This is a genomic window from Mucilaginibacter rubeus (assembly GCF_003286415.2).
Taxonomy (GTDB): domain Bacteria; phylum Bacteroidota; class Bacteroidia; order Sphingobacteriales; family Sphingobacteriaceae; genus Mucilaginibacter; species Mucilaginibacter rubeus_A.
Genome location: NZ_CP043450.1, coordinates 6,740,823 through 6,766,910, shown reverse-complemented (window position 1 = coordinate 6,766,910; position 26,088 = coordinate 6,740,823). Strand labels below are relative to the sequence as shown.

Genomic DNA, 26,088 nt, shown 5'->3' with positions numbered 1-26,088 from the left:
GCGTTTTTTACTGACATGTTGCACAAAGCCGCTTTTATTACTTCTATTTTACATCAACTTTCTGTTAACTTTGTGTAAACAGGATTACGAGACAAACAAAGCAGTTAATATAACGATCGGGGTATTCAACTTTAAGGCGGCGTTTTAAACGTTTCAGGGCTTCGGTAATATTGTTTGATACCGTTTGTTCAGCGAGATTGAGGTTCTCCGCGATTTCTTTTACCGAATAACTATCACTACGTAACAGGAAAGCGCGCTTCATATTAACCGGCATATCTTCCACTTCTTCACTTACAATTTTTTCCAGATTGAAGTAAGATACCAGGTTTTCTTCTTTGTAGATAATATCATTAATACGGCTTAAAGCATTTTCCATAGCATTCTGCCTGATGGCTTCAGAACGGAAATGATTTAATACTTTACGTTTTACCGCGCCAAATAAAAACTGCTCAAGAGATGTGTTAACCTGTAGTTCGCCCCGCTTTTGCCAAACATCAATCAACAGGTTTTGCACAATATCTTTCGCGGCCTCGTCATCTCCTAACCTTGTCCGGGCAGCTATAAAAAGTGATTTCCAATAGCGATTGAACAATACATCAAAAGCGGTGATGTTATCGTCCCTAAGCATTTCCAACAGTTCATGATCAGCAGGAGGAGTATCAAATTGTTGCATCCGCCAAAATTAAACAACCTACGTAAAGTAAAAGTTAAATAACACACTGATCGTCCAGATTGGTTAATTACCTTTTGAAGTAGCAAGAAAGGCCTTAACAGCATCGGCTGTGACTTGAAAAAAAGCAGGGCCTGCAAGCAGCGTTATTTTAGCCATGGGTTGAAAAGCCGTAAGCGAGTGCCCTTTTAAAAAGCGCTCGGTTTCATATGCATTTATAGCGCCTTTAATTACGTTAACGGCTACCACACCCGTTGGTGAGTCAATTCCGGCATCTTTTAAATCGCTGGCATGCGAGTAACTGCTCACTCCTAAACGCAGGGCTTCGCGCATCTCTACACGGCCAACGCTTGTCATCAGTTCCGGATTGAAGGTTTTTCTGTCTCCAAGACCAATGATCAGTAATTTTTCGGCAGGCATGCTACCAACAGGTGGTGTAATGAGTATGGTTTCCAATGCACGACCTTCAAACTTGCCGCTTTTTCGCAATTCGGTAAGCATTCCTTTTAAGGCATCATCTACATGCACCAGGCCATTAAGGTTGCGGGGCAAGGCAGGAGGTGAATTGAAAATATCCCCTTCGGTATATTGAAAAACACAAATTACCTGCAGCGGAGTTTGTTGGTTGGATGGCGCCTGAACAGCGGCAGCTATTGTTACACTATCTATTTGTCCCAATACTTCAGATGTGCCCGGCGCAGCCAGTTTCTGGGTTTGTGCAAAACCTGTAGCCGCACCTGATAAAACCAAAGCAGCCACTGCAACCAAATACCGAAGCAACTGGCGTAATCCTGCACGTGTATTTAGGGTTGATTGTTGGGGTGTTGATATAGCGTAATTCATAAAGTAAATATTTAAATTGATTGAAGTATTATATTTTGATCCTTTGCTGATAAATCAAAATTGAGTAAAACGACCAAGCAATAAAATGATGTAGATTAAGAAATACAAGATCTCTTAGGAGTTGCTTAAAATTTATAAATGCAGATTACAAGCAGGCAAAACTTCATTGCCGTTGGTTTTAACCAACGGGATAATGAGTAACCACAAGATGGCTTCAGCCCAAATCCGCTTGCATAATTAGGCTAAAGCCAGGACTCTTCAGCTTTTTTACCGTTGGTTAAAACCAACGGCTATGAATAATTTGTATTTTAAATGGCTTCTTAAGAAACAGCTGAATCGATTATCAAATCCAAATCAAACTTTATGGTCTGTAATGACAGCATCACCCGCATCGCTTATAGCAACCTCACAATCTTTTACCGATATATGGTGCTTAAACTGACCGATGGGTTCAATCCAGTCTCTTGAAGTAAACACCGGTGCCTGTATCTGAACAGATTCCACCAGGATCTCTTCGCCGTCGAGCACAAGGCGCCAGCATTCAGTTTGGCCGTTGCTGTTTGTATTATAACGGATATGTGCCAACTGCACTTTCTTATGCATAAACGTATTAGGGTTTTCGCAACAAACGGCCAATTAAAAGGAAAAGTATTTACTATCGATGTACTTCGGCAATCCATCTTATTTGTTACGTATATCAAAATACTTAGCCATAAGGCTCCTGTAGTTTTCGCTGGAATTAACCTAAATATTAGGCATTTTTTGTTCTTTTGCCTCAGTCTATGCAAACATTAAAGCAGTTACAAAACGGAGAACTAAAAGGGGCCGTATCACTGAAGCTATCTGAACAACTTTCAAGCTTTCCGGCCGAAATTTTTGAATTGGCAGATACGCTGGAGTATCTTGATCTCTCCGCCAATAAACTGAGCTCGTTACCTGCAGATTTTGGCAGGCTCAAAAAACTGAAGATTTTTTTCTGTTCAGAAAACCAATTTACGGTTTTGCCCGAAGTATTGGGTGATTGCCCCTTGCTGGATATTGTAGGCTTCAAATCAAACCGGATAGAAACTGTACCACCGGCTTCGGTTAATCCAAATCTTCGCTGGTTTATTCTTACCAACAACAGTATTACCAAACTACCTGCCGAAATAGGTAATTGCAGCAGGATGCAGAAACTGATGCTTGCTGGCAACAAATTAACGGAATTACCGGCTTCACTTGCCAATTGCCGTAACCTGGAACTGCTCCGGATCTCTGCTAATCAGTTAAATGAGTTTCCTGAATGGCTCTTGTCTATGCCTAAACTATCATGGCTGGCTTTTTCGGGTAATCCGTTTAGCTACAAACCCATGGTACAGCCGCTTGAGTTGATTGACAGCCATGAGCTGGAAATTAACCAGTTGCTTGGAGAAGGAGCTTCGGGTATTATCTCTAAAGCTACCCGGAACCACGATCATGAAATTAGCGAGGTTGCGGTTAAAATATTTAAAGGAGCAGTTACCAGTGATGGCCTGCCCGAAGACGAAATGAACGCCTGTATCACCGCCGGCAATCATGAAGGATTGGTAGAATTGATTGGCCAGATCAGCAATCACCCCGAAGGAAAAAAAGGCCTGGTGATGAAACTTATACCGCAAACTTTTTACAACCTGGGCATGCCACCCAGCCTGATAAGCTGTACACGCGATGTTTTTAAACCCGGCATGGGCCTTTCGCCTGTACACATTTTAAAAATTGCGGGAACCATTGCATACGTAGCAGAGCACCTGCACAGCAAAGGCATCATGCACAGCGACCTTTACGCCCACAACATTTTGGTTGATGATGATGCTAACACCCTATTCAGTGATTTTGGTGCGGCCTGCTTTTACAATCATTCGGATACGGAAACCGCAAAAAAGCTTGAATTACTGGAAGTACGGGCTTATGGTTGTTTACTTGATGACCTTATCAGTTTGTGTAATGAAGCAGATTCGCTGTTAGTATTAAAACTTGAAGAGCTCAGAGACGCATGTATGAATGAGAACATGGAGAACCGTCCTTTATTTTATCAGATAAGATCTCAGGTCGCCGGATTAAAATAACCTGCAAAAGCCCGTATACTTCCGTAAGTTTTAAGAGGTATTTACACCCCTCTTAACCTTTTCTCCTAATATGGAAGATTAGAAAGTAACCCAACGTATTGCTTTTTTAGAAATATTTGAACGAAAAATGATAATTTTTGCCAATCCATCGATACATTTATCCTATTCGTCGGTTTTTTTTTGATTTTAACAATCCATGTATTAGATTTGCAGCTATTTCAATACAAGGTTACCACCTTGATTTGTGATAAGGTTTAGGTTTAAAGCCTCCAAGCAGCGAGTGCAAGGAGGCTTTTATTTTTTAATCTTATCAATAACGCATCAACTAAAGTTTTAGTGTTCAAACAAGCATAAAAAAGTATTAAGTCTGAAGTTTTTAGTCTTAAGTCTTGTTTACCAACACTACATACTGTATACCAATAACTTACAATCCAAAACACAGCCACAAATCTGAGTTTGGCCATTTAACAACATATCCGACTTTGAACTTAAAACTAACGACTTGAGACTTAGAACCCGGGACTTATGATTTACTTATTTTCCTTCACAACCTCAATTAACCAGGTCACCAGGCCTATGAAACCGGCAATGAATAATCCGGCACCGGCGCCACGCGCGTAATCGTCCCAATTCTCGGCCGGGCCACTGGGAATGGCCATCCCTGCCGAAAACAGGATAATACCTATTAATAAAAGATAAACAGAGCGTTTTGCTTTATTTTTCATCGGCGTAAATTAAAAAAATCATTTTTAATTTCTGTATTTTTGCAACCTCTTAAAAACGAGGTGAAATAATAGATGTACAAGGAATATAAGCAGTTAAATTTATCGCAAACCGGCAAAGAGATACTGGACTTCTGGAAACAGAAAAATATTTTCGAGAAAAGCATTACCAGCCGTCCGGCGGGTAACCCTTATACTTTTTATGAAGGGCCGCCGAGCGCTAACGGTATGCCCGGTATTCACCACGTAATGGCGCGCTCTATTAAAGATATTTTTTGCCGTTACAAAACCCTTAAAGGCTACCAGGTAAAACGTAAAGGCGGCTGGGACACCCACGGTTTGCCTATTGAGCTTGCCGTTGAAAAAGCTTTGGGCATCACTAAAGATGATATCGGCAAAAAAATAAGTGTAAAAGATTATAACGATGCCTGCCGCAAGGAGGTAATGCGCTATACCGACGTTTGGAACGACCTGACCGAAAAAATGGGTTACTGGGTTGACCTGAACGATCCGTACATCACTTATAAAAACGAATACATTGAAAGCCTTTGGTGGATACTGAAGGAACTGCATAAAAAAGATATGCTGTACAAAGGTTATACCGTACAGCCATATTCGCCAAAATCAGGCACCGGTTTGAGCTCGCATGAGCTTAACCAGCCGGGCACCTACAAAATGGTGAAGGATACCACCATCACCGCGCAGTTTAAAGTTAAACGTGATGGTGATTCGGAGTTTTTGTTTAATGGCGTAGATACAGAGGTATTTATCCTGGCCTGGACAACTACCCCATGGACACTACCTTCAAACTGTGCCCTTGCCATTGGCGAAGATATCACCTATGCTAAGATCAGCACTTTCAATCCATACACTTACCTGCCGGTTTGTGTAGTATTGGCTAAAGATCTGGTTAAAAAATATTTTAAAGCCGAAGGTGAACAGGCGTCGTTTGCCGATTACAAAGGTGGCGACAAGATCATCCCTTGGAAAATTGAAGCTGAAGTAAAAGGCAGCCAACTGGTGGGTATCCACTACGAGCAACTGATGCCTTATGTAATTAACGAAGATCTGGAGAAAAACGCTTTCCGTGTTATCCCTGCCGATTTTGTTACTACTGAAGATGGTACCGGTATAGTACACACCGCGTCTGTTTTTGGTGCGGATGACTTCAGGGCCTGTAAGGAAAACAACGTACCATCGGTAATGGTGAAAGACGAAACAGGGAAGGACGTTCCGTTAGTGAACAAACAAGGCCGTTTTGTTGATGAGGTTACCGATTACGCTGGCCGTTACGTTAAAGAAGAATATTACACTGATGCTGAACGTGCCGAGGAAGGTTTTAAACCAACCGACGTACTCATCTCTATCAAATTAAAAACCGAGAACCGCGCGTTCGACGTTAAGAAATACGAACACAGCTACCCGCACTCATGGCGCAGCGACGAGCCGATATTATACTATCCGCTTGACAGCTGGTTTATCCGCACCACAGCGGTTAAGGATAAAATGGTAGAGCTGAACAAAACCATCAACTGGAAACCGGAATCAACCGGAACCGGTCGTTTTGGTAACTGGCTGGAAAACCTGGTTGACTGGAACCTTTCGCGTTCACGCTACTGGGGCACCCCGCTACCTATCTGGCGCGAGGAAAACGGTGCGGAAGAGATCTGCATTGGATCAATTGCTGAATTAAATGCAGAGATCGAAAAATCGATCAAAGCCGGTTTTATGCCTGAAGGCTTTACGTTGGAAGATATGCACCGCCCTTATGTTGATGATGTTGTTTTAGTATCGTCAACCGGCAACAAAATGTTCCGTGAGCCCGACCTGATTGACGTTTGGTTTGATTCGGGCGCTATGCCTTATGCGCAATGGCACTTCCCGTTTGAAGGCCGGGAAGAATTTAAAAACGCTTACCCTGCCGATTTCATTGCCGAAGGTGTTGACCAAACCCGCGGTTGGTTCTTTACCCTGCACGCTATTGCCGTAATGCTGAGCGAAGCAAGCGATGAGGTAAAAGCTATCAACGAGCAGGTGGGCAATAAAGGTATCGCGTTTAAAAACGTGGTTTCAAACGGCCTGGTGCTTGATAAAAATGGCAACAAAATGTCTAAGCGTTTAGGCAATGCCGTTGACCCCTTCGCCACCATCGAAAAATATGGTGCCGATGCGGCCCGCTGGTACATGATCAGCAATGCATCGCCGTGGGATAACCTTAAATTCAATGAAGAAGGTATAGATGAAGTTAGGCGTAAGTTTTTTGGTACGCTGTACAACACTTACTCGTTCTTTACATTATATGCCAATATTGATAAGTTCACTTACAGTGAACCTGAAATAGAGCACAGCAAACGCCCGGAAATTGACCGTTGGATCATATCCCTGCTAAACACACTGAGCAAAGAGGTTGACGGTTACTATGCCGATTTTGAACCTACTAAGGCAGCGCGTGCTATCCAGGAATTTGTGGATGTGCATTTCAGCAACTGGTTTATCCGTTTAAGCCGTCGCCGTTTCTGGAAATCAGATGATTCTGAAGATAAGCTTTCTGCTTATCAAACTTTATATACCTGCTTAATCGCTATCAGTAAGCTGATGTCGCCAATAGCGCCGTTCTTTGCCGATAGGTTATATTGCGATCTGAACGCTGTTACCAGTAAGGAAGAGTTTGAGTCAGTACACCTGGCTTACTTCCCTGAGTACAACAGCGCACTGGTTGATGCCGAGCTGGAAGAGCGTATGCAGCTTGCACAGGATGTTTCATCATTAACACTTTCGTTACGTAAAAAGGTGAATATCAACGTGCGCCAGCCTTTGAGCAAAATTTTATTGCCAATACTGGATAAAAGCTTTAAATTACACGTTGAGCAGGTTAAGGACCTTATTTTGTCTGAAACTAATATTAAGGATATCGAGTATATTACCGATACCGCAGGTTTCATCAAAAAGAAAATAAAGCCAAACTTTAAGGCCTTAGGCCAAAAAGTAGGTAAGGATATGAAAGTTGTAGCCGAAGCCATCACAAATTTCACCCAGGATGATATCGCCGCGTTAGAAACTAACGGCAATATCCAGGTACTTGATGGCAAATACGAAGTATTAGCTACCGACGTAGAAATCATAGCCGAAGACGTTCCCGGATGGCAGGTTGCAAATTTGGGAAAACTAACCGTGGCTTTAGATGTTACCATAACCAACGAATTAAAACAGGAAGGCATTTCGCGCGAGTTTATCAACCGTGTGCAAAATATGCGTAAGACCAAAGGATTTGAAGTAACTGATAGGATAAACGTGCAGGTAAGCAGCAACCCGGTGATCAGAGCGGCCGTGGAGAACAATTTAACCTATATTTGCGCCGAAATTTTGGCCGACAGCATTGTGTTTGTGGATGATATCACCGTGGGTGAACCTGTTACAATTGACGAACAAGAAATATTGATTGCTATTAGTAAAGTATAATGAAACAAGAACAAGAAAAAACCAGATATTCTGAAGCTGACCTGCAAGAATTTAAAGGGATTATCCTGGATAAAATGCGCATTGCCCGCGAGGAATTAAACTCATTGGCAACGTCATTGAGTTCGCCTAATGCCAACGGCACCGATGATACTGCCGGTACTTACAAAACATTAGAAGATGGTTCGGCCACGCTTGAAAAAGAGCAGATAAACCAATTGGCCGCGCGTCAGAAAAAATTTATTGAGCAGCTTGAAGCCGCTCTTGTACGTATTGAAAATAAAACTTACGGTGTTTGCCGCGAAACAGGCAAGCTGATTCCGAAAGAGCGTTTACGTGCCGTTCCGCACACTACCCTTTCAATGGAAGCTAAATTAAAGCAATAAATGAAGGCTGCTTATACCAAACCTTTTTTAACTGCTGCTTTTATTATCCTTGCCGACCAGATCATCAAAACCTGGGTTCGGGCGCATATGCACATGGGTGAAGAAATTCACCTGCTGGGAAGCCGGGGCATGTTGCGTTATACCGAAAACAATGGCATGGCCTTTGGCTTAGAGTGGGGCGGCGATGCAGGTAAACTGGCTTTAACGCTGTTTCGTATTGTTGCGGTTTGTGGTATAATTTACACCCTTGTTTATTTAATTAAACACAAATACCATCGCGGCCTTATCATGAACGTGGCGCTTATTTTAGCCGGCGCTATGGGTAATATTATCGATTCAACCTTTTATGGCTTGATGTATAAATATGCCCCTTTGTTTCACGGTAAGGTTGTTGATATGTTTTACTTTCCGCTGTTGCAGGGCACATATCCTTCGTGGTTCCCGTTTTGGGCGGGCGAATCGTTTGAGTTTTTCAGGCCGATATTTAACCTGGCCGATGCATCCATCTGTGTAGGCGTAATTATGATATTACTGTACCAGAAACGCTATTTTAAACACGAAAAGCCCGAAATAGCCAGTCCCAACAGCGAGATGGTTGAGGAATAGATTTCTAATAAACTTGATATATAAAAAAAGCCGCGATGAGCGGCTTTTTTTGTTGAACTGCGATATCAACCATATCGCACTATTATATTTTCTGATTCCCCGGAGGGGATACCTATTTGTAGAAACAACATCATATAATCTTTTTGCCTCGTAGAGGTTACCCTAAATTTTCCTGATAAAACCGGAAGGGTAGCACCTACCGGCGCAAAAAGCTATTTTTATTTGTGCTTTCATAAAAGAAATGTCACTTCGATAGAGCATGCGGTGGGTATAAGCGTAGTGGCGAAAGAGAAATCTTATGCGCCCTGTATAGCAGCATACGTGGTGTATAAGATTTCTCCTTACGCTGCCGCTCTGCCCCCTGCTGGTTCGTTCGAAATGACAATACTGTATTATCGGCTTACTTCAATTTTTCCAGTGCAGCTTTTACCCTTGGTATCAAAGCTTCAATTTCGTTAAGTGGTGTTGCACCAACCGAAGCGCGGAACCAGTTTACGTCATCGCCTGTACCAAAGGCCGAAAATGGCACAAATGCCGCTCCCGCTTCTTTGATCAGGTAAAAGTTAATATCTGCCGAATCTTTCAGCACTTTTCCATCAGGTGTGGTTTTGCCGCTGTAGTCAATTTTCAGGGTCAGGTAAATCGCGCCCATCGGTTCAATTGAATCAACATTTAATCCGCCGGCTTTCATTTCCTGGAAACCTTCATGCAGGGCGGTAAGGCTGGCCTGGATCTTTTCTTTAAGATCGTCAAGATAGCTGTTTACATCAGCCTCATTGGTTAAAAATTTTGCCATAGCCATTTGCTCTGGCTTTGGCGACCATGCCCCCATGTGGCCAACAATAGCCTTCATGTTTTCGATAACCAACTCCGGACCAAAACCCCAACCTACACGTACGCCGGTAGCCGCAAAGCATTTTGAACCTCCGTCAACAAAAATGGTGTAATCTTTTAATTCAGGGCGAAGGGTTACCGGATCGTAATGTTTATGCTCGCCGAAGGTTAATTGAGAGTAGATTTGATCGTACAGTAAATACAATGGTTTTTCACCGGCAGCGCGACCCTTGTTTTCGGCAATTACAAGGTCGCAGATCTCTTCCAGGTCTTTTTTGCTGAACATAGTACCGGTAGGGTTCAAAGGCGAACACAGGGCCAGTAATGCAGCTCCTTTTAAATGCGGACGGATATCATCTGCAGTAGGCATAAAATTATTTTCCGGAGCGGTCGGGATGATCACCGCGTCTGCGTTTAACAGATCACTGTAGTGATTATTGTTCCATGACGGTGCAGGGAAAACCACTTTCTCACCGGGGTTAACTACCGCTAAAAATATAGAATAGATCAACGGGCGTGAACCGCCTGAGATCAGGATCTGGTTTGGGGCATAATCAAGACCTAAACTTCTTTTCAAAAAACCGCTTACACTCTGACGCAGGTCAAGCATACCATCGGCAGCAGGGTAGTTGGTTTGGTTATGATTATAAGCATCAATGATCTTATCCTTTAACGGGGTTGGGATAGGATAAATATTTGAGTCGAAATCGCCGATAGTAAGGTTGGCGATATTTTGGCCTTGTCTTTTTAATTCATTGATCTCGCCGGCTATCTTGATGATCTCCGAGCCATGTAAATTTTGAGCTAATAACGAAACACTCATGGGTTTATGTATTTATGAGCGGCAAAGATAGCCGATTGAGGTGAAAGGTGAAAGGCCGGAAAGAAGGTAAAAGCTGAAAGGCAAAAGGCAAAAGGCAAAAGGTTTATTACGCCATCATAAAAGAACGCCTTTCGCCTTTGACCTTTCAACTAAAAGAAAAAAGGTCAAAAGCATTAAAGAAAACCTTTTGCCTTTGACCTTTCGCCTTTAACCTTTAAAAGCTTTATAAATATGCTTTACGCAACTTTATGATCCGCATCCAGTGCATGAGTTTCATAACGGGATAAACCGGATCTATCTCAAACCATTTTGCGCCGAAGTTTGGCTTATTAGGGTGTTTGTGATGGTTGTTCTGGAACAACTCGCCCAGCATTAAAAAATCAAACGGGGTAGTATTTTTTGACTTATCGCCATTATCAAAATTTTGATAACCATACTTATGGCCACACCAGTTAACAATAGCGCCATGTATAGGGCCCATTAAAAAGTGAATTGGGATAAGGACGTACATCCAGGGTTGTGTGGCAAATTCTACATAAAACAAAATGTACAAAATACCAAAAGATATACGTGATACCGCTGATGAACCGATGAAATCAATGGTTTTCCACTCGGGAATATTACCCTTAAAACGCTCCTCCGGCTCCTTCAGCTTCCGCACATGAAGTCTATAGCTCTTAGCTGTATACATCATCATTTGGAAAACATCCCTAAAAAAGTGAGGTGAATGCGGATCCTTTTCTGTATCACTGTAAGCATGGTGCTCACGGTGCATAATAGCATAAGCCCTCGGGTTTAAAAACGATGAACCCTGGCAAATGTAGGTCAATAAATAAAACGTGCCTTCGTAAAATTTATTGGTAGTAAACATTTTATGAGATGCATATCTATGCAAAAAGAACGTTTGGAAGAAAAGCGACAGGAACCAGTGCGCTATGAAGAATATGATAATAACCATTGAATTGTAGAAAATAGACTTTTTTATAATCTTTCCAAAGATACAATTTAAAGCCGTATAAAGTTTTTAATATGTAAATAATGCTAACAAGGGCAACAAAAAATGCCGTTTCGGTTATTAAAACGGCATTTTCAAAATAAAGTTATTTACCCGGAAATATTTAAAAAAACCATCTTGTCATTTCGAACGAACAGTGATGGGCTATGGAGGTGGCCGTGAGGAGAAATCTTATACGCCAAGCATCACAACTTGCCAGCTCTATCGAAATGACATTTTTGCTTACACTTATATTAATTCAAATTGCTCTGCCAGCAAGCGGTATGATTCCAGCCTGTCTTCAAAATTTTCGGTAATGGTAACAGCCATAATCTCATCCACCTCATAATCATTGGCAAGCCAGCTTAGTTTCAGCTTCAGTTCGGTAGGCGAGCCGGCTATTACACGGTAACGGTTATAGCGGATCCGATCCTGCTCGGCTACAGTGTATTCCACATCTTTCACATCATCATAACTTAGCGGCACAATGGGACCTCCCTTTTCAAACTGTAAAAAACGATGATCCATTACGGCCTGGTGCTGTCTTACCTTTTCAGGATCTTCCGAACAGAAAATAAACACAGCCACATTAGCCTCCGGTTGTTTCAGATCATCCGATGGCTGAAAGCGCTCCTTGTACATTTTAACACTTTCGGGTCCGCCGTTAGGGTTAATAAAGTGTGCAAAAGAGAAGCCCATACCAAAATGCGCCGCAAACAAACCGCTTTGTCCGCTTGAACTCAGCAACCACATATTGGGTACAGTTTTTACCTGCGGAATAGCCCTGATACGCGCCTGGATAGTTCCCGGCTCGTAAGTATCATGAAAGTAATTTTGCAGGTCGGCCAACTGTTCCACAAAGTCCTGTTCCCTGAACTGGTTTGATGGGTTAAGCGCAGATGCCGTAATCCTGTCGGTACCAGGCGCACGGCCCATGCCCAGATCTATCCGGCCGGGGAACAAGGCCTCCAGCATACGGAAGTTTTCGGCTACTTTAAGCGTGCTGTGATTGGGCATCATGATACCGCCCGACCCCATGCGCATGTTTTTTGTTTCGCCTGCCAGGTGGGCCAGCAATACCTCGGGGGTAGAGCCCGCTATAATACCCATATTATGATGTTCCGAAATCCAGAAACGGGTATAACCCAGGGTATCGGTATATTTTGCCAGTTGTATGGTTTCTTGTATGGCCTGCTCGGCAGTAGCGCCTTTCCTTATCGGCGACTGGTCAAGCACGCTCAGTTTTATCTTATTTGTGCTCATATGTATTGTGAACACAAAAATAAGCATCGGGTTGCAGGCAGGCTTTACATCCCGGCTTTTATGGCATTGGGATTACTATTGCATCGTCATGTCCCGGATCACCCGGTAGGCAACGGCAATCACCGTTACAACTATTGAAATGTACAGAATATTTTTCCCTTGCCTGCGGTCGGCTTCACTGTAAACAAAAACTTTTTCGCCGGTGGGTAATGTTTTTTTGTGTGATGAAAGCATCCAGCCAATAAAAATACCAAGTACACCACCCATTAAGGCGAAGATATAACCGATAATCACCCATTCGCGCTGCGTGCTTTCCGGAGCCTTAAGTTCATCTATCCTGTTTTGATTGATCTCGGCTAATTTCTGATCGCTTACGTCAACGTCCCTTTCGGCAAGCAGTTTGCGTGCAAGCTGGTGGTCAAACGAGCTCCACTCATCGGCTTTCTCCAATATCTCCATCAATTCGGCATTGGTAAAACTGAAGAGATAATAACTCTTATCAACATGTTTGATATCTTCAGCCTCGCTGGCATTGAGTAATTCGTTGGCTCGGGTAAAATCATCAGCGCTGATCTTTACCCTGTATTCCGTTGAAAGCTCAGCACTGGCAGCAAAAGTAGGGTCAAAAGAGAATCCTCCTTTTTCGGTTTGATGCTCGATACCGGCTTCTTCAAGCAAATCGGTTAATGCCTGTGCCAAAGCAGGGTCATCAAATTTTTTAAATGTGATAAATTCAGGTTGCATAAACAGGTTTTATATAGCAGGCGTTTACAAGCCGTTTCGCGGCACCCAGGCCTGGCTTTTGATGAGCCATTTACCGCTCACTATTCTTAACACAAATGAAAAAGCGCCCTGTTCTTCAAAATGTTCGCCGTTTACGAGACCGGTATACTCAACAGGAGCTACCAGGTAAACTATTTCGTCGGTTTGCTGAAAAGTTTTGATCCGCTGCAGATCGACTTTAAAATCGCTGATCTTAAAATCCTTAACAGCCTTTTGTACCGAGTTGATCCATTGCACACCGGCCAATTGTCCGTTCCATGAAAAAGGGGGCTGTTCATCGGCTACAACCGCGTTAGGGGCATAAAGATCAGTTACGGCCTCGATATTAAAAGTACCGGATGCCTTTATTACAGTTTCCACAACCTGGCGTACCTCCGGCCTCAGCTTAGCAACAGTATCGGCAGGCAGCATTGTTTTTACCGAAGCTGCCATAACAGGCAAACTGCTCATAAACATGCACAGGCATAAAAGGGGTAATAAATGCTTTTTCATGATCTTAACAATTTCACACGCTATAATATTAAGGCCGTTCAATATACGAATAAGCCTGTGTAAAAATACGTTCTGCTTTAAATCAATATCAATCGGGTATAAAGTATTCTACCCTGAGCAATCTGTCTCCATTATGGCTAAACCAAAACATCCACCTGTCCTCTATTGCCGGCTGGGAAACGTCAAGGCCAATTACCTGGTATTTATCCCTATCTGCTCCTGACAACTCTTTTTCGGCTGTCTTCGGAAAAACTTTTTTGAAATCGGCTAACGTTGTATTATAGCTTAACCTGATTTTATCACTCGTAAAATAAAGCGCTGTATCTTTGCTGAAATCTATTTGTGTAAATGCCAGGCTGTCATTCATCATTTCAAACTGCAGCCCTTTATAATACACATACTTAAACTTCTCTCCATTAAAATAAGAAACCGATATGTCTTCATAATTAGGTGCTACAACACTATCGGGCTTACTTAAAATTTTAGAGGTAGCCGTAAAGCTCGACAGCATATCTATTTTCCCATTTAACTTTACTTTATGCCAGTCAAGATATTCGGTATTTCTCGTGGTATCAGTTTTGGAAGCTACTACACTGTCGCTTGGTTTATCATTAACTTGTTTTGCGTTTTGTTTGCATCCTAAACCCAGTAGTACAATTATCCCTAACAGGTATTTCATTATTATTTTGTTTTGTTATTCATATAGTCGATGGTCAGATTACACAAGGCTTTCACACCAACACCAAACCCGCTTTCATCAATATAGAAATCGGGCGTATGGTGTGATGGCGCTTTCAGCGGATCACCACCTTTTGGCATCCCACCCAAAAATATAAACAAGCCCGGTACTTTTTCCTGGTAAAAGCTAAAATCTTCGGCGCCGGTTACAGGCGGGCGGAGCAGCACATTGGCCGAGCCGGCGGTTTGCTGCAGGCTCGGCAACATTTTTTGTGTAAGCTCCGGATCATTATAGGTAACAGGATAGTGGCTGCTGTAAGGAATTTTTACAGTCGCGGTTGCTCCCATGGCATCTGCGGTTTTGGTGGCTATTTCCGTCACCCGGGTAATCAGCATTTTTTCGTCGGCCGGGGTGAAGGAGCGGAGGGTACCCAGCATTTCTACCGACTCGGGAATGATGTTTGAACGGTTGCCACCCTTTATAGCGCCAATAGTTACCACCGCCGGATTTTCGGTTACGTTGATATTACGGCTCACTATGGTTTGCAGGTTATTGATGATCTGGGCCGATGTTACGATGGGGTCAACGCTCGACCATGGGTACGCCCCATGCGCCGACCGGCCTTTTACAATGATCTGCATATCATTAACCCCGGCCATGGTGCCGCCGGGCCTATAAGTAATTTTACCCACTTCTGTTTGAGAATTTATGTGCAGGCCGAAAACCACATCAACTTTAGGGTTTTCCAGCACACCTTCTTTTACCATTTCCTCGGCCCCGCCTTTTTGTCCTGGCTCAACACCTTCTTCGGCCGGCTGAAAAATGAATTTTACGGTGCCATGCAAATCGGCTTTCATTGATGAAAGCACTTGCGCAACTGCCATCAGGATAGCCATGTGCGAATCGTGACCGCAGGCATGCATTACACCAACTTCCTGTCCGTTATAGGTAGTTTTTACTTTAGACGCAAAGGGCACAGGCGTGCGCTCAATAACCGGTAAGCCGTCCATATCTGCCCGCAAGGCTACCACCGGGCCCGGATGCCCACCTTTCAATACCCCAACTACACCGGTTGTGGCCACACCCGTGGTGACCTCAATCCCCAGCGACTGTAAATGTTTAGCGATAATAGCCGATGTACGCACTTCGTGATTACCCAGTTCCGGATGTTCATGAAAATCGCGCCGCCAGGTTACTATCTGTTGCTGCAAGGCATCGGCTTTAGTGTTTACCTGCGCGCGCAAATTGTTTTTTTGCGCCACGGCCGGCAGCGCGAACACGCATAGTGATAAAATAAGGCTTGCTCTCATATAGGTTATTTAGTGACTTAATATAACCATAATAGTTTGAATATGGTAGATTGGGATGAGAAGCAGACCCAATATAAAAACGGAGAGGGCATGTGCCATTCCTCTCTTGAGAGTAATAGTCCATCTATTGACAATTCCCGCCCTTGGGAGGGGTGCGTTAGGATTGCGTATTGGCAGGGAGGGGTTTATACGCCATTTAGCTAATAAGCCTGTTGATGAAACCCCTCCCTACACCCTCCCAGGGGAGGGAATCGCACAGCCCAAACCCTTAAAACCTTCCGACTGTCTTTTGATGGGCTATTACTCTCTCAAGAGGAGAATTAAAAATCTCCTGTTTAATACCCTCCAACATTTTTATTACCTTAAGCCCCTCATACCAACAAAACATCTGCACAATGGCACTTCTAAGCAATTTAGGTAACTACAAAAATTTCGGGCTATTGATTATCCGCATCGGGCTTGGCATTATGTTCATTTATCATGGCTTCCCTAAACTGATGGGCGGTGTAAATAGCTGGGAACACCTTGGCGCTTCCATGAAATATGTGGGCATCCATTTCTGGCCCGTAGTTTGGGGATTGCTGGCAGCAGTTACCGAATGTTTTGGTGGCTTCCTGCTTATTATCGGGCTGGCTTTTCGCCCGGTTTGTATACTGTTGCTTATCAACCTTATCGTAGCCGCGCTAATGCACCTGGGTACGGGTGGCGGGCTCGGCGATGCCGCTCATGCTATTGAAGACGCTATTATGTTTGCAGGTTTAATATTTATTGGGCCGGGCAAATACAGCGCAGATAAGAAATAATACTTTAACCAATAGTCATCATATAGCCATATTTAAATTTTCAGTTAAAACACCTACCCATTTACAAGAAAAATACGGGTTGATAACACCATATTGATATTATATTTTTATAGAAAAATATCACAAATCAATATGAAAAAACAACTATTATGGGGCGTGCTGCTATTAGCGGCGGGTTTTAGCTCATGCCGGAAGGATTCGTTTAAACCTGTTAATGACGAAAGCGGCAAAGGGAAAGCAACAAAGGTAAACACCGGTCAGCCAACTTACACTTATGCTGATTTAGTGCTACAGCCAAGACAGCCAGGAGAAAGCTTTGACACCTACAAAGGTGTATGGTCGGGGGCAGAAGTGAAAATGATAGGAACACCTATTTGGAACCAGGTTGCGTATCCTACATTGGTAAATGGAATACCTGGCTTAGATGCGTCATATGGAGTTTACAGCAATGGAAATATGATTTCATCAAGTGTCGCTACCGGACAGGATTTCTTTATTCTATCAATAGGAACCATTGCCTTGCCAGACCTCCAGGCTTTCCAAAAGGACATCGATAATTATACGAAAGCCCGCGATAATTACGAAAAACTTGGCGGACAGGGGCAAGTTCCTTTGGCATCCGATTATATAAAAGATTCTTATACAAGTGGCATGGGAGGCTATGTGACTGTTACAGGCAAGCTCATCAGGGTAACAACCGGTTCACATTGGGCGTTAGCTTCGGTAAGTTATCCTACTCCAACACCAGCTGCACCAACGGCGCCTAAATTTGTCGGCGCGGTGCCTGACCCCACTGATAATACTATTGTATATGATGTTTATGGCAATAATGGCAACATTTCAATAACTAAAATATTTAAAGGCGGCATTGAGCAAGGCATGTCTGGCGGTTTCGGCACAGGAACTTATAATTTGGTAAGCGGAACAATATACCATGTATCGGTAACCATTTACCGTGCTAACGGAACATCGTTCGTATTTAACGGCAATCTTGACATTTCGTAAACTATAATTATTTACATAAACAATATCACAAATCAATATGAAAAAACAACTATTATGGGGCGTGCTACTGTTAGCGGCGGGTTTTAGCTCATGCAAGAAGGATTCGTTTAAACCTGTTAATGACGAAAGCGCCAAAGGAAAAAGTACAAAGGTAAATGTAGCTCAACCACCGTCATCTTATTCAGACTTGGTTTTGCAACCAAGGCAGCCAGGGGAAACCTTTGACACCTATAAATGTGTATTTGCGGGAACTGAAGTTAAAGTGATGGGAACACCTACATGGAACCAGTCGGCATATCCTACGTTAGTTAACGGAATACCTGCATTAGGTGCATCTTATGGCGTTTACACTAATGCAAATCTAATTCTTGCATCCACAGGTGTAGGACAGGATTTTTTCTCGCTAAGTATTTTTGGAATAAATGGCCTTGAATGGGGCACGAAATTTCGGGACGCCCTGGAACTGTATCAATATGCAGTGGCCACTTATACCCCCTCCTCAGGTGCTCCATATCCATCTCCCGATACTTTTATAGGAAGTGATTTTACCAGTCATGCAGATACATATACCGTTACAGGCAAGCTCATCAGGGTAACTACGGGGTCGCATTGGGCGTTAGCAACAGTTGATTATCCTACTCCAGCTCCGTCAAGCCAGGTTATTGTCAACGATATATTTTTCATTCAGAATAACATACAGTATTCACTCAAAATTTCCGGTAATACGATCACCGGGGTAACATCAGTAGCCGGAATAGCCCCGCCATTTACTCAAATTCCGGCAAAAGGAGCAAGTGGGTCATGCATCGCGATAGATCATAACGCAAATTATAATATTAACGTTACTGTTGCTATGGGGGATGGCTCAGTAGTTAATTACCAGGGCGCAGCACAAGGAGGCGTTTAAGTTGTAAAACACGTAACCTTTAAAGCAGAAGAATAAAAAAGCCGGCTTCCTGATAACAGGAGCCGGCTTTTTATTTGCTCAGAAGAAACAATAAATTATCTATTCATTGCCTCACCCAACTGTTTCAAATAAATCTCGTCAATATCACTTGAACCTGCGGCCGACATAAACTTGTTCAATTTATCCACATCAGCAGAAAATGCTTCTTTTAATGCTTTCTTTTTCAGCACCAATTTAACCGGCTGTCCGCCATCTTTAACAACATAATAAAAATCCTGATCGATATATTCGTCATAGTTATTACCTGTTGATGCTATACCATTAGTAGAAAAATCGGCTTTATGGAACTTGGTGGCTACATCCTTATATATTTTATATTTAGGGCCATCGGTAATTACTTCAACATAACGCTGAGGCGTAATAGCCGGAACCTTTACAAATACGTGATTGATAACTTGTTTATCAAACAATACGAATGATTTAAAGCTGTTACCGTCAATCTGGAGAATTGTATTATTATCCTTGTTCAACATCAGGTTACCACTAATTTTATCGTAATTGAACAGGTAATGTGTATTCTGGACTATTGAATCGGCAGTACTAATTACATATCCGTGCACCCATTTGTCATATAGATACCGGCTGCCTTGAGTAGCATCCTGATGGTTTGTTACTGATATATTACCGGCTTGAGTATTTAATGCCCCCGCGTGCGTACTAAAGGTGTCGAAGTTATTGGTGATACTGGTATTAAATTTACCACCAACTACTGCCTCATTTTTACCTTGTAAAACTATATTATAATTCTTTTGCTGATCCGGCATAAAGGTATAGTCTTTATGCCCGCCCGCAAGCACAAGTATCTTAGAGTTAGGCTGTACTTCCATATTAAACACCCCTGTCGAATCAGAATATGTTGCTTTCTTATGATCTACGTCAACCAGGAAAGCGTAAGGTACATTTTCACCCTGTTCGTCATTAACCCGCCCTCTGATATTTTGAGTTTGCGCAAAACTTGCTGTACTAACGAGAATAGTTAGCATTGAAACCATTGTTCTTTTCATTGTGATAAATAGTATTAAATTCTTACCTAATTTATAAAATACTTGATTATAATCAAGCACTTAAAAAAATTTACATGTAACAAATAGCTTGTTATTAAATAAACTTCTGCACCATATCATTTAGTATACAATTGATGCCTAAATGTTTATTTAAAAAAAAGCCCTGTTACCAAATGGCAACAGGGCTTTTGATTGAGATAACATCAAAATTATTTTTTCACCAGTTTAATCTCCATAATACGCGGTGCGCCGGTATTATAAGCAACATTTATAGTAAATGTTTTTGTAGCCGGATCATAAGTATTTGTTTTACCAACAGGAATAAACAACGGTTGATAAGTACTTGTAGGAGTAACGGTATTATCTGCGTTTACTTTCAAATCCAAATCTGTTTTCAAATCGGCCAGTGCACCACCGTCGATAGAAGTTGGACCAGAAGTACTCATGGTAACATCATAATCAAAAGTGAAGTCACCTAACGTAGGGTGATGCCTTACACCTGATGCGTGATACACACCATCATACTGGTTTTTAGCCTGTACGTAAAGAAAAAGTGTTTTGTAATTGCTGATCTGCTGTCCGCTTGCATCAACAATGGTAAGTGGTAACACATAATTCTTTAAAAGATCAAAATTTTGAGTAACCACGTTCACATTAACGATAGCTGTACGTTGATTTGCAGGCACAGTAGCAGAAAGTGAAGGAATAGTGTAAAAAGCAGTTGGCAACTGTGTATAAATAAGCGGATAAGTAGGCTCGGCAGTTGCTCCTGTTGGATCATTTGCAGCGGCAGTACTATCTGCTTTATACTTAGCAATGTTAGTGTTATTTAACGCAGTTAAGGCAGCTCCATCTACAGCTAAAGTTACTTTTAAAGAAGTACCTAAAGGCTGAGGCGACGCCACGTTTATAGTAACCGGTATAATTTGCGCTGCTGCCTGTAGTGGTAATGAATAAGCGGCAGTTTTACCAAGCCCTTTATAGGCCGCCAACGGTAACTCTACCAAAGTACCAGCTTTACTGAAATCAGTAAAAGTACTTTCGCTCTTTAAGCAAGAGCTTAAGAATACTGTCATAGCTGCCAGTATCGTATATAAAGTTATATATGTCCTTTTCATGATTTTCTTAATATTAATTACTTGTTATTTGTTGAGCCCAGAAAATATTTGATGTAAACTGGTTGATAGAACCCTGAGCCTGAACGTTGCTCGCATTTTGTGCATATTCAGATGCCGGGTATAAAATTCTCCTCGGGATATTTTTCACCGTTACGCCAGTGTAGATAGAAACCGGTACTTTAGGGATACCTGTTCTTCTGTATTCGTTATAAGCTTCAAGGTTACCATATCCGTTCAAAGACGCCCATTTCTGAGTTATAATAGCCTGGATTTGTTGTGCCAGGGTTGCACCAGAACCACTTGGATAGGCCACACTTGCTTGTGCTGCATAATCTGAGGCCTTAGCATCTGCATCTGTTGTTTGAAGAACATACTCAAAAGAAGCAGTGATACCAGAATTATATAAGGTTGCAGCGCTACCACTAATAACGCCACGTGCTGCAGCTTCTGCTTGCAAGAAATATGATTCAGAAGCAGACATGATCACAGCATCCATAGAAGGGGTTTTTAATAAACCATATTTATTAGATGCATTTGAACCATATAAATCAGAACGTCCTATCGCACTTGCTGTAATTGGCACTAATGTACCAAAAGTATTACCTACAAGTTTACCACCTACAGGAGCATAAAATGCAGGCCCGCGGTCGTCAGCAGTATTGGTGTAAAAATCGGTAGCAAATACGTTTGCGGTTATAGGCGCTGCATTGTTAGATCCAGACTGGCTTAAACCATAACTCCCCCAAAAAGGGCTTTGCTTGCCATCAACATTTACGTAACCAGGATTAACATTAGCCATAGTAGTTAAGAAACCTTCACTAAGGTGATTTGCCATTAAGGTTTTGGCTGCTGCTGCATCAATAACATTAGGAACCTGACGTAATACCAAACGCAATTTTAAAGTATTAGCAAATTGCACCCATTTTGTCATATCACCGGCAAACATCACATCGGCATTGCCTGGCTTAACAGCTACTGAAGTTGAAGCATTTTTGATAGCGGTAATTGCATCATCAAGTTTGGTGATCAATTTCGCATAAATGTCTTTACCATTTTCGTATTTAGGTGTAAGGTTTTTAGCACCCTGAAACGCTTCAGAATATGGGATATTGTTGTAGTTATCTACCAGTGCCTGGAAGTTATAAGCTTCCATGATTTGAGAGATAGCTGAGAAATAAACCTGAGCCGGATCGGTTCCAGATTGTTTAATGATATAATCGTAGTTGGCAAGGTTCAGATAAAACTGGCTAAACACTTGATAATCGGCTGTGGTAAACTGGTAAGTAAGCAAAGAGTTGCTTGGTGCATAACCCGCAGCAGGCGACCAATACCCCATTAGGTAACCTTCAAGTGTAAAACTTGTATTTATGTTACGAGCAGTAGTTACTAAAGCTCCGGTAAGCACAACTGATGCAGGACCTGTTGTTGGCTGGTTCGGGTTGTTAGACTGATCCAGGAAGTCCTTTTTACAACTGCTAAATGCCGATGCTAGCAGGAGCAATGAATATGCTATATATTTTCTTTTCATGATTATGCGATATTAAAATTTAACGGTAAGTGACGCACCATATAACCTCGTTGGCGGCGTTTGATTTTCGTTAGTTGTACCTACAGCATTTGAGTTATCTATGCTATACTCAGGATCGGTCCATGGGTTACTTTTAGGCCTGAACAGCAACAGGTTACGACCAACCAAGCCGAATTGCAGGCCTTTGATAACTTTTTGGTTTTTGATGAAACGATAAAGATCAAAGTTTAGTGCAACCTCTCTCAATTTCCAGAATGCGGCGCTGTTTACGTAAGTACTTGTTGCATTGTAGTAAGCAGAGCTGGTCCAGAAACCGGTATTTCCATCAGGAATTGAAACACTTGTATTTGGCACATAAGTGTTGGCTCCTGTTTGGATCACAGAGTTTGGATAGATAAAACGCTGACGACCAGCTGAAGCAGATACCGCTGAAGTACCGGTAAAGTTTAAGGCCTGACCTACGATGTTATTAATAAAGTAGCCACCCCTGTACTCAGCAACAGCTGATAATGTAACAAATTTATATTTGAATGCAGTGGTGATACCTAATATAGCTTTAGGAGCAGCATTGCCCAAAGGAACAACGTTAGCTGTTAAAGTAGGTAAACCGGTAGTTCCGTTAACTACTACATGGCCTTGTGGGTCACGTACAAGGTCGGTTCCTTTGATATAAGGGAAAGGCTTTCCAACAATAGCATAGCTATTACTTGCAGCACCACTGTTATATAAAAGTTGGAACTCGTTAGTACCTGGCTGAAGTGACAATACTTTATTTTGCAATAAGCTTAAGTTAGCACCTAAGTCCCATGAAAAATCACCTGCTTTAACAACCGGTGAACCTTTTAACTCAAACTCCCAACCGTAGTTCTCGACTTCACCTAAGTTTTGTACAGAAGTTGCATAACCAGAAGCTGGAGATATAGCTACAGGGAAAGTTTGGTTTTTAGTGTGTGTATTGTAATAGGTTGCGGCTAAATATACACGGTTATCCAGGAAACCTAACTCCAAACCAACCTCTTTCTCATATGAAAGTTCTGGTTTAAGGTTTGGATTATTAAGTTGTGCACTTAATGATAGAGCTGGTGTAGAGCCGAAGGGCGCACCTGCCGTTGACGCAAACACGTTTTGTAATGAGTATGGGTTGATGTCAACCTGACCTACTTTACTGTAGCTACCCCTTACTTTAGCATATGATAAAGTTTTTTTGTTTTTTAATGCAGGGATAGCATCGGTTAATACAACCGTTAATTTAGCTGAAGGGTAGAAGAAAGAACGGTTAGCCTGTGACAATAATGAACTTTTATCGTTACGGCCGGTTACCTCTAAAAATGCCCAGTCTTTGTAAGCGATGTTCAAGTCACCAAAGTAACCGATCAGGTTTTGCCTGTATTGTGCTGTTGACGCCAAAGGCTCACCAGTTCTGTAAGCAAGATTATAAAAATTATTGATCAATAAGTTGTTGGAACCGTTGGTTACAAGGTTGATGTATTTGGTATAAACTGTATTACCTAATAACAAGTTACCGGTGAAATCACCAATTTTATGTTTAAAGGTTAAGAATAAATCGCCTTGTAAACGAGAATAACCGGTACCACCATCACCAAAATAGGTTGCATCAGCCACACTACCCGGTTTAAACTTCAACTGAGAAGCGATGTTTGAAGTACCAAATGGATCTGAAACTGCATAAGGGCTAAAGTCAACTTCGGCAATTGTGCCTTTAAATTGCTGCCATCCGTATGACATAGACACCTTGTAAGTTGCATCAAACCATTTTACAGGGGCAACTTTAAAAGATGCATTACCCACTAACGCGTCTTTTGTAGTTTTTTGGCGAGAGTTAACAGTTTGCCAGTAAGGGTTTGGATAGTAAGCATTGTAGAAACCATTTACATCGCTGAATTTATCATTGATGTTCTGATAGTTTCTCAAGTTTACGTTAGCTTGCTGGTTCAATACGTTCCAGTATACACCCCTGCCCTGGAAGAAATCCGGACCTGCAGTGTTAGTTGTTGTTTTGGTATAACCAATAGAGTAGTCGGTAGTGAAAATACCGTATTTCTTCATAGCGGCAACCCTTAAACCGGTCCTTCTGTTACGGTCATTAGGAACAACACCTTTGGTATACACATCCTGTGCAGACATGTAGAAACTGCTGTTTGCATCGCCTGTTTGATAAGAAAGGTCGTTTTGCTCAGTTAAACCAGTGTCAAAGAAAGCTAAACGAGGATCTTTACCAGTTGAAGCATATTTAACGCTTTGCACGCTTCCATCTGCCAACGGCACACCTAACTGAACAGTTGAGCCATCAAATTGTGGACCGTAAGACTGGTTTTCGTAAGGCACATATCCATAAAAACCGGTGTTTGGATCAATAACCTCACCTGCACCACCACCAAATTGTCTTTGCAATTTAGGGAAGTAAGAGAAGTTTTCAATTTGAGTTGAGTTTGAATAAGTAATTGTTGGAGTACCTGCACCACGTTTGGTAGTGATCAAGAGTACACCGTTTGAACCTTCAGAACCGTAGATAGCAGCAGCACCTGCACCTTTCAGTACAGTAACGTTGTCGATATCGTTAGGGTTAATCTGGTTAATGAAGTTACTTGATACCGGTGTACCATCAACAACAACCAAAGCCTGGTTGTTACCGTTGATACTTCTGTTACCACGTAGCACGATACGAACGTCAGGATTAACACCGTTGTTTACCGTGTTGATCTGTAAGCCCGCAACTTTACCGGTCAAACCGTTAGCAATGTTGGTTACTTTTGATTCTGTTAACAATTTACTGTCAACAGTTGTTGAAGCATAACCAACCGCACGGGCTTGTTTTTGAACGCCATAGGCCGCCTGCACAACAACCTCCCCCAACTGCTTAGCAGCGCTAACCATAACAACATTAAAATTGATCCGTTGAGCAGAAGCAATTTCCTGTGTTTCGTAGCTGATGAACGAGAAAACAAGTGTTGAATTTTCCGGGATGCTGAGAGAAAATTTACCGGCTGCGTTAGTTTGGGTTCCGATTGTTGAACCCTTTACTTTTACTGTTACCCCTGGGATGGGTAGGCCGTCATCCTTGGCCGTAACTGTACCAGTAACTGTACGATTTTGCGCGAATACTTGCGTCATAGACAACACAAGTAAGCACAAACTTACGAGTAGAAGTTTTTTCATTTCGTTAATAATAAGATCAGTTAATAGTTAATTAATCATAAAAGTAATGTTACGTTATCAAAAAGTCAAGTAATTTCTTTTAAAACGTCATTTTTTTTTCAAAAAGCCAAGTTTCAGCTAAAACAATAATAATTATAGTACTATGTATTGCATAATACAATCTAAAACATATATCTTTGTATTATGATCGTCGAAAACACCCAAACCCAAATGAGGAAAGGCATACTGGAGTATTGCATTCTCTCCATCATAGCTAAGGGCGAAACATATGCGTCAGACATAATTGCTGAACTTAAGAAAGCCCAACTGCTTGTAGTTGAGGGTACTCTGTATCCTCTTTTAACCCGCTTAAAAAATAACGGCCTGCTCACCTACAACTGGGTGGAGTCGATTTCCGGGCCGCCCCGAAAGTATTATGTACTCTCGGACGAGGGTCGCGCGGTACTTGAACAATTGGATAAAACCTGGCAGGAACTGGTATTTGCTGTTCAAACAGCTATCGGTGACAGAAAATAGAAAAACCTACTAATTCACTTTAATC

Annotated in this window: 23 protein-coding genes; 8 read left to right on the top strand and 15 right to left on the bottom strand. The window is 42.1% G+C overall.

What is annotated here, in order from left to right:
* Positions 1-64: 64 nt before the first annotated feature.
* The 3 genes from DEO27_RS27545 to DEO27_RS27535 form a co-directional block, all read right to left on the bottom strand.
* The gene (locus DEO27_RS27545; RefSeq protein WP_112571302.1) at positions 65-673 is read right to left on the bottom strand and encodes an RNA polymerase sigma factor; all 609 of its coding nucleotides are present in this window, start codon (positions 671-673) and stop codon (positions 65-67) included.
* 63 nt (positions 674-736) lie between these two features.
* A complete protein-coding gene (locus DEO27_RS27540) occupies positions 737-1,513 on the bottom strand; it encodes a M17 family peptidase N-terminal domain-containing protein (protein ID WP_112571304.1) in 777 nt (258 codons plus the stop codon).
* 354 nt (positions 1,514-1,867) lie between these two features.
* Entirely contained in the window at positions 1,868-2,116 is a 249-nt protein-coding gene (locus tag DEO27_RS27535; RefSeq protein WP_112571306.1) for a hypothetical protein, read from the bottom strand.
* Between the two features lie 179 nt (positions 2,117-2,295).
* On the opposite strand from DEO27_RS27535, the gene DEO27_RS27530 reads away from it, so the two are divergent.
* Complete coding sequence (locus DEO27_RS27530; RefSeq protein ID WP_112571310.1) at positions 2,296-3,597, top strand: leucine-rich repeat-containing protein kinase family protein; 1,302 nt, start codon at positions 2,296-2,298, stop codon at positions 3,595-3,597.
* Positions 3,598-4,127: 530 nt separating this feature from the next.
* On the opposite strand, the gene DEO27_RS27525 is transcribed toward DEO27_RS27530, so the two are convergent.
* The gene (locus DEO27_RS27525; protein WP_112571314.1) at positions 4,128-4,322 is read right to left on the bottom strand and encodes a hypothetical protein; all 195 of its coding nucleotides are present in this window, start codon (positions 4,320-4,322) and stop codon (positions 4,128-4,130) included.
* Positions 4,323-4,394: 72 nt separating this feature from the next.
* Here DEO27_RS27525 and ileS point away from each other — a divergent pair, with 72 nt between their 5' ends.
* Genes ileS through DEO27_RS27510 form a run of 3 tightly spaced genes read left to right on the top strand, consistent with a single transcriptional unit; the run spans position 4,395 to position 8,767 of the window.
* A complete protein-coding gene (gene ileS, locus DEO27_RS27520; RefSeq protein ID WP_112571317.1) occupies positions 4,395-7,778 on the top strand; it encodes an isoleucine--tRNA ligase in 3,384 nt (1,127 codons plus the stop codon).
* The gene (locus tag DEO27_RS27515) at positions 7,778-8,161 is read left to right on the top strand and encodes a TraR/DksA family transcriptional regulator (RefSeq protein ID WP_090533802.1); all 384 of its coding nucleotides are present in this window, start codon (positions 7,778-7,780) and stop codon (positions 8,159-8,161) included. The genes ileS and DEO27_RS27515 overlap by 1 nt, the downstream gene beginning before the upstream one ends.
* Positions 8,162-8,767 (top strand): lipoprotein signal peptidase, encoded by a 606-nt coding sequence (locus DEO27_RS27510; RefSeq protein ID WP_112571319.1) that lies wholly within the window; start codon positions 8,162-8,164, stop codon positions 8,765-8,767. It begins immediately after the preceding gene.
* Positions 8,768-9,167: 400 nt separating this feature from the next.
* On the opposite strand, the gene DEO27_RS27505 is transcribed toward DEO27_RS27510, so the two are convergent.
* From DEO27_RS27505 to DEO27_RS27475, 7 genes are all read right to left on the bottom strand, one after another.
* Positions 9,168-10,424: a pyridoxal phosphate-dependent aminotransferase gene (locus DEO27_RS27505; RefSeq protein WP_112571321.1), complete on the bottom strand. Its 1,257-nt coding sequence runs from the start codon at positions 10,422-10,424 to the stop codon at positions 9,168-9,170.
* Between the two features lie 223 nt (positions 10,425-10,647).
* On the bottom strand, positions 10,648-11,382 hold the full coding sequence (locus DEO27_RS27500) for an acyl-CoA desaturase (RefSeq protein ID WP_112571323.1): 735 nt from the start codon (positions 11,380-11,382) through the stop codon (positions 10,648-10,650).
* Positions 11,383-11,667: 285 nt separating this feature from the next.
* Positions 11,668-12,681, bottom strand: coding sequence for an LLM class flavin-dependent oxidoreductase (locus DEO27_RS27495; RefSeq protein ID WP_112571325.1), 1,014 nt, complete (start codon positions 12,679-12,681; stop codon positions 11,668-11,670).
* Between the two features lie 75 nt (positions 12,682-12,756).
* Positions 12,757-13,425 (bottom strand): hypothetical protein, encoded by a 669-nt coding sequence (locus tag DEO27_RS27490; RefSeq protein ID WP_112571327.1) that lies wholly within the window; start codon positions 13,423-13,425, stop codon positions 12,757-12,759.
* A gap of 24 nt (positions 13,426-13,449) precedes the next feature.
* Entirely contained in the window at positions 13,450-13,956 is a 507-nt protein-coding gene (locus DEO27_RS27485; RefSeq protein ID WP_146750035.1) for a nuclear transport factor 2 family protein, read from the bottom strand.
* Between the two features lie 88 nt (positions 13,957-14,044).
* Complete coding sequence (locus DEO27_RS27480) at positions 14,045-14,635, bottom strand: hypothetical protein (RefSeq protein WP_112571331.1); 591 nt, start codon at positions 14,633-14,635, stop codon at positions 14,045-14,047.
* A gap of 2 nt (positions 14,636-14,637) precedes the next feature.
* Complete coding sequence (locus tag DEO27_RS27475) at positions 14,638-15,945, bottom strand: amidohydrolase (RefSeq protein WP_112571333.1); 1,308 nt, start codon at positions 15,943-15,945, stop codon at positions 14,638-14,640.
* A 395-nt stretch (positions 15,946-16,340) separates the two neighbouring features.
* On the opposite strand from DEO27_RS27475, the gene DEO27_RS27470 reads away from it, so the two are divergent.
* The 3 genes from DEO27_RS27470 to DEO27_RS27460 all read left to right on the top strand — a co-directional run bounded on the left by DEO27_RS27470 (position 16,341) and on the right by DEO27_RS27460 (position 18,660).
* Entirely contained in the window at positions 16,341-16,748 is a 408-nt protein-coding gene (locus DEO27_RS27470; RefSeq protein ID WP_112571337.1) for a DoxX family protein, read from the top strand.
* 132 nt (positions 16,749-16,880) lie between these two features.
* Entirely contained in the window at positions 16,881-17,753 is an 873-nt protein-coding gene (locus DEO27_RS27465) for a hypothetical protein (protein ID WP_112571339.1), read from the top strand.
* A gap of 37 nt (positions 17,754-17,790) precedes the next feature.
* A complete protein-coding gene (locus DEO27_RS27460) occupies positions 17,791-18,660 on the top strand; it encodes a hypothetical protein (RefSeq protein WP_112571341.1) in 870 nt (289 codons plus the stop codon).
* A 95-nt stretch (positions 18,661-18,755) separates the two neighbouring features.
* Here DEO27_RS27460 and DEO27_RS27455 read toward each other — a convergent pair whose 3' ends face one another.
* The 4 genes from DEO27_RS27455 to DEO27_RS27440 form a co-directional block, all read right to left on the bottom strand.
* Positions 18,756-19,724 carry a hypothetical protein gene (locus DEO27_RS27455; protein ID WP_146750036.1) on the bottom strand — a complete coding sequence of 323 codons (969 nt, stop codon included), beginning with the start codon at positions 19,722-19,724 and terminating at the stop codon, positions 18,756-18,758.
* 209 nt (positions 19,725-19,933) lie between these two features.
* Complete coding sequence (locus DEO27_RS27450; RefSeq protein ID WP_112571345.1) at positions 19,934-20,842, bottom strand: DUF1735 domain-containing protein; 909 nt, start codon at positions 20,840-20,842, stop codon at positions 19,934-19,936.
* A 13-nt stretch (positions 20,843-20,855) separates the two neighbouring features.
* Entirely contained in the window at positions 20,856-22,370 is a 1,515-nt protein-coding gene (locus DEO27_RS27445) for a SusD/RagB family nutrient-binding outer membrane lipoprotein (protein WP_112571347.1), read from the bottom strand.
* A 12-nt stretch (positions 22,371-22,382) separates the two neighbouring features.
* Positions 22,383-25,502 carry a SusC/RagA family TonB-linked outer membrane protein gene (locus tag DEO27_RS27440; protein ID WP_190295259.1) on the bottom strand — a complete coding sequence of 1,040 codons (3,120 nt, stop codon included), beginning with the start codon at positions 25,500-25,502 and terminating at the stop codon, positions 22,383-22,385.
* A 228-nt stretch (positions 25,503-25,730) separates the two neighbouring features.
* Here DEO27_RS27440 and DEO27_RS27435 point away from each other — a divergent pair, with 228 nt between their 5' ends.
* A complete protein-coding gene (locus DEO27_RS27435) occupies positions 25,731-26,063 on the top strand; it encodes a PadR family transcriptional regulator (RefSeq protein WP_090532189.1) in 333 nt (110 codons plus the stop codon).
* Positions 26,064-26,088 lie beyond the last annotated feature (25 nt).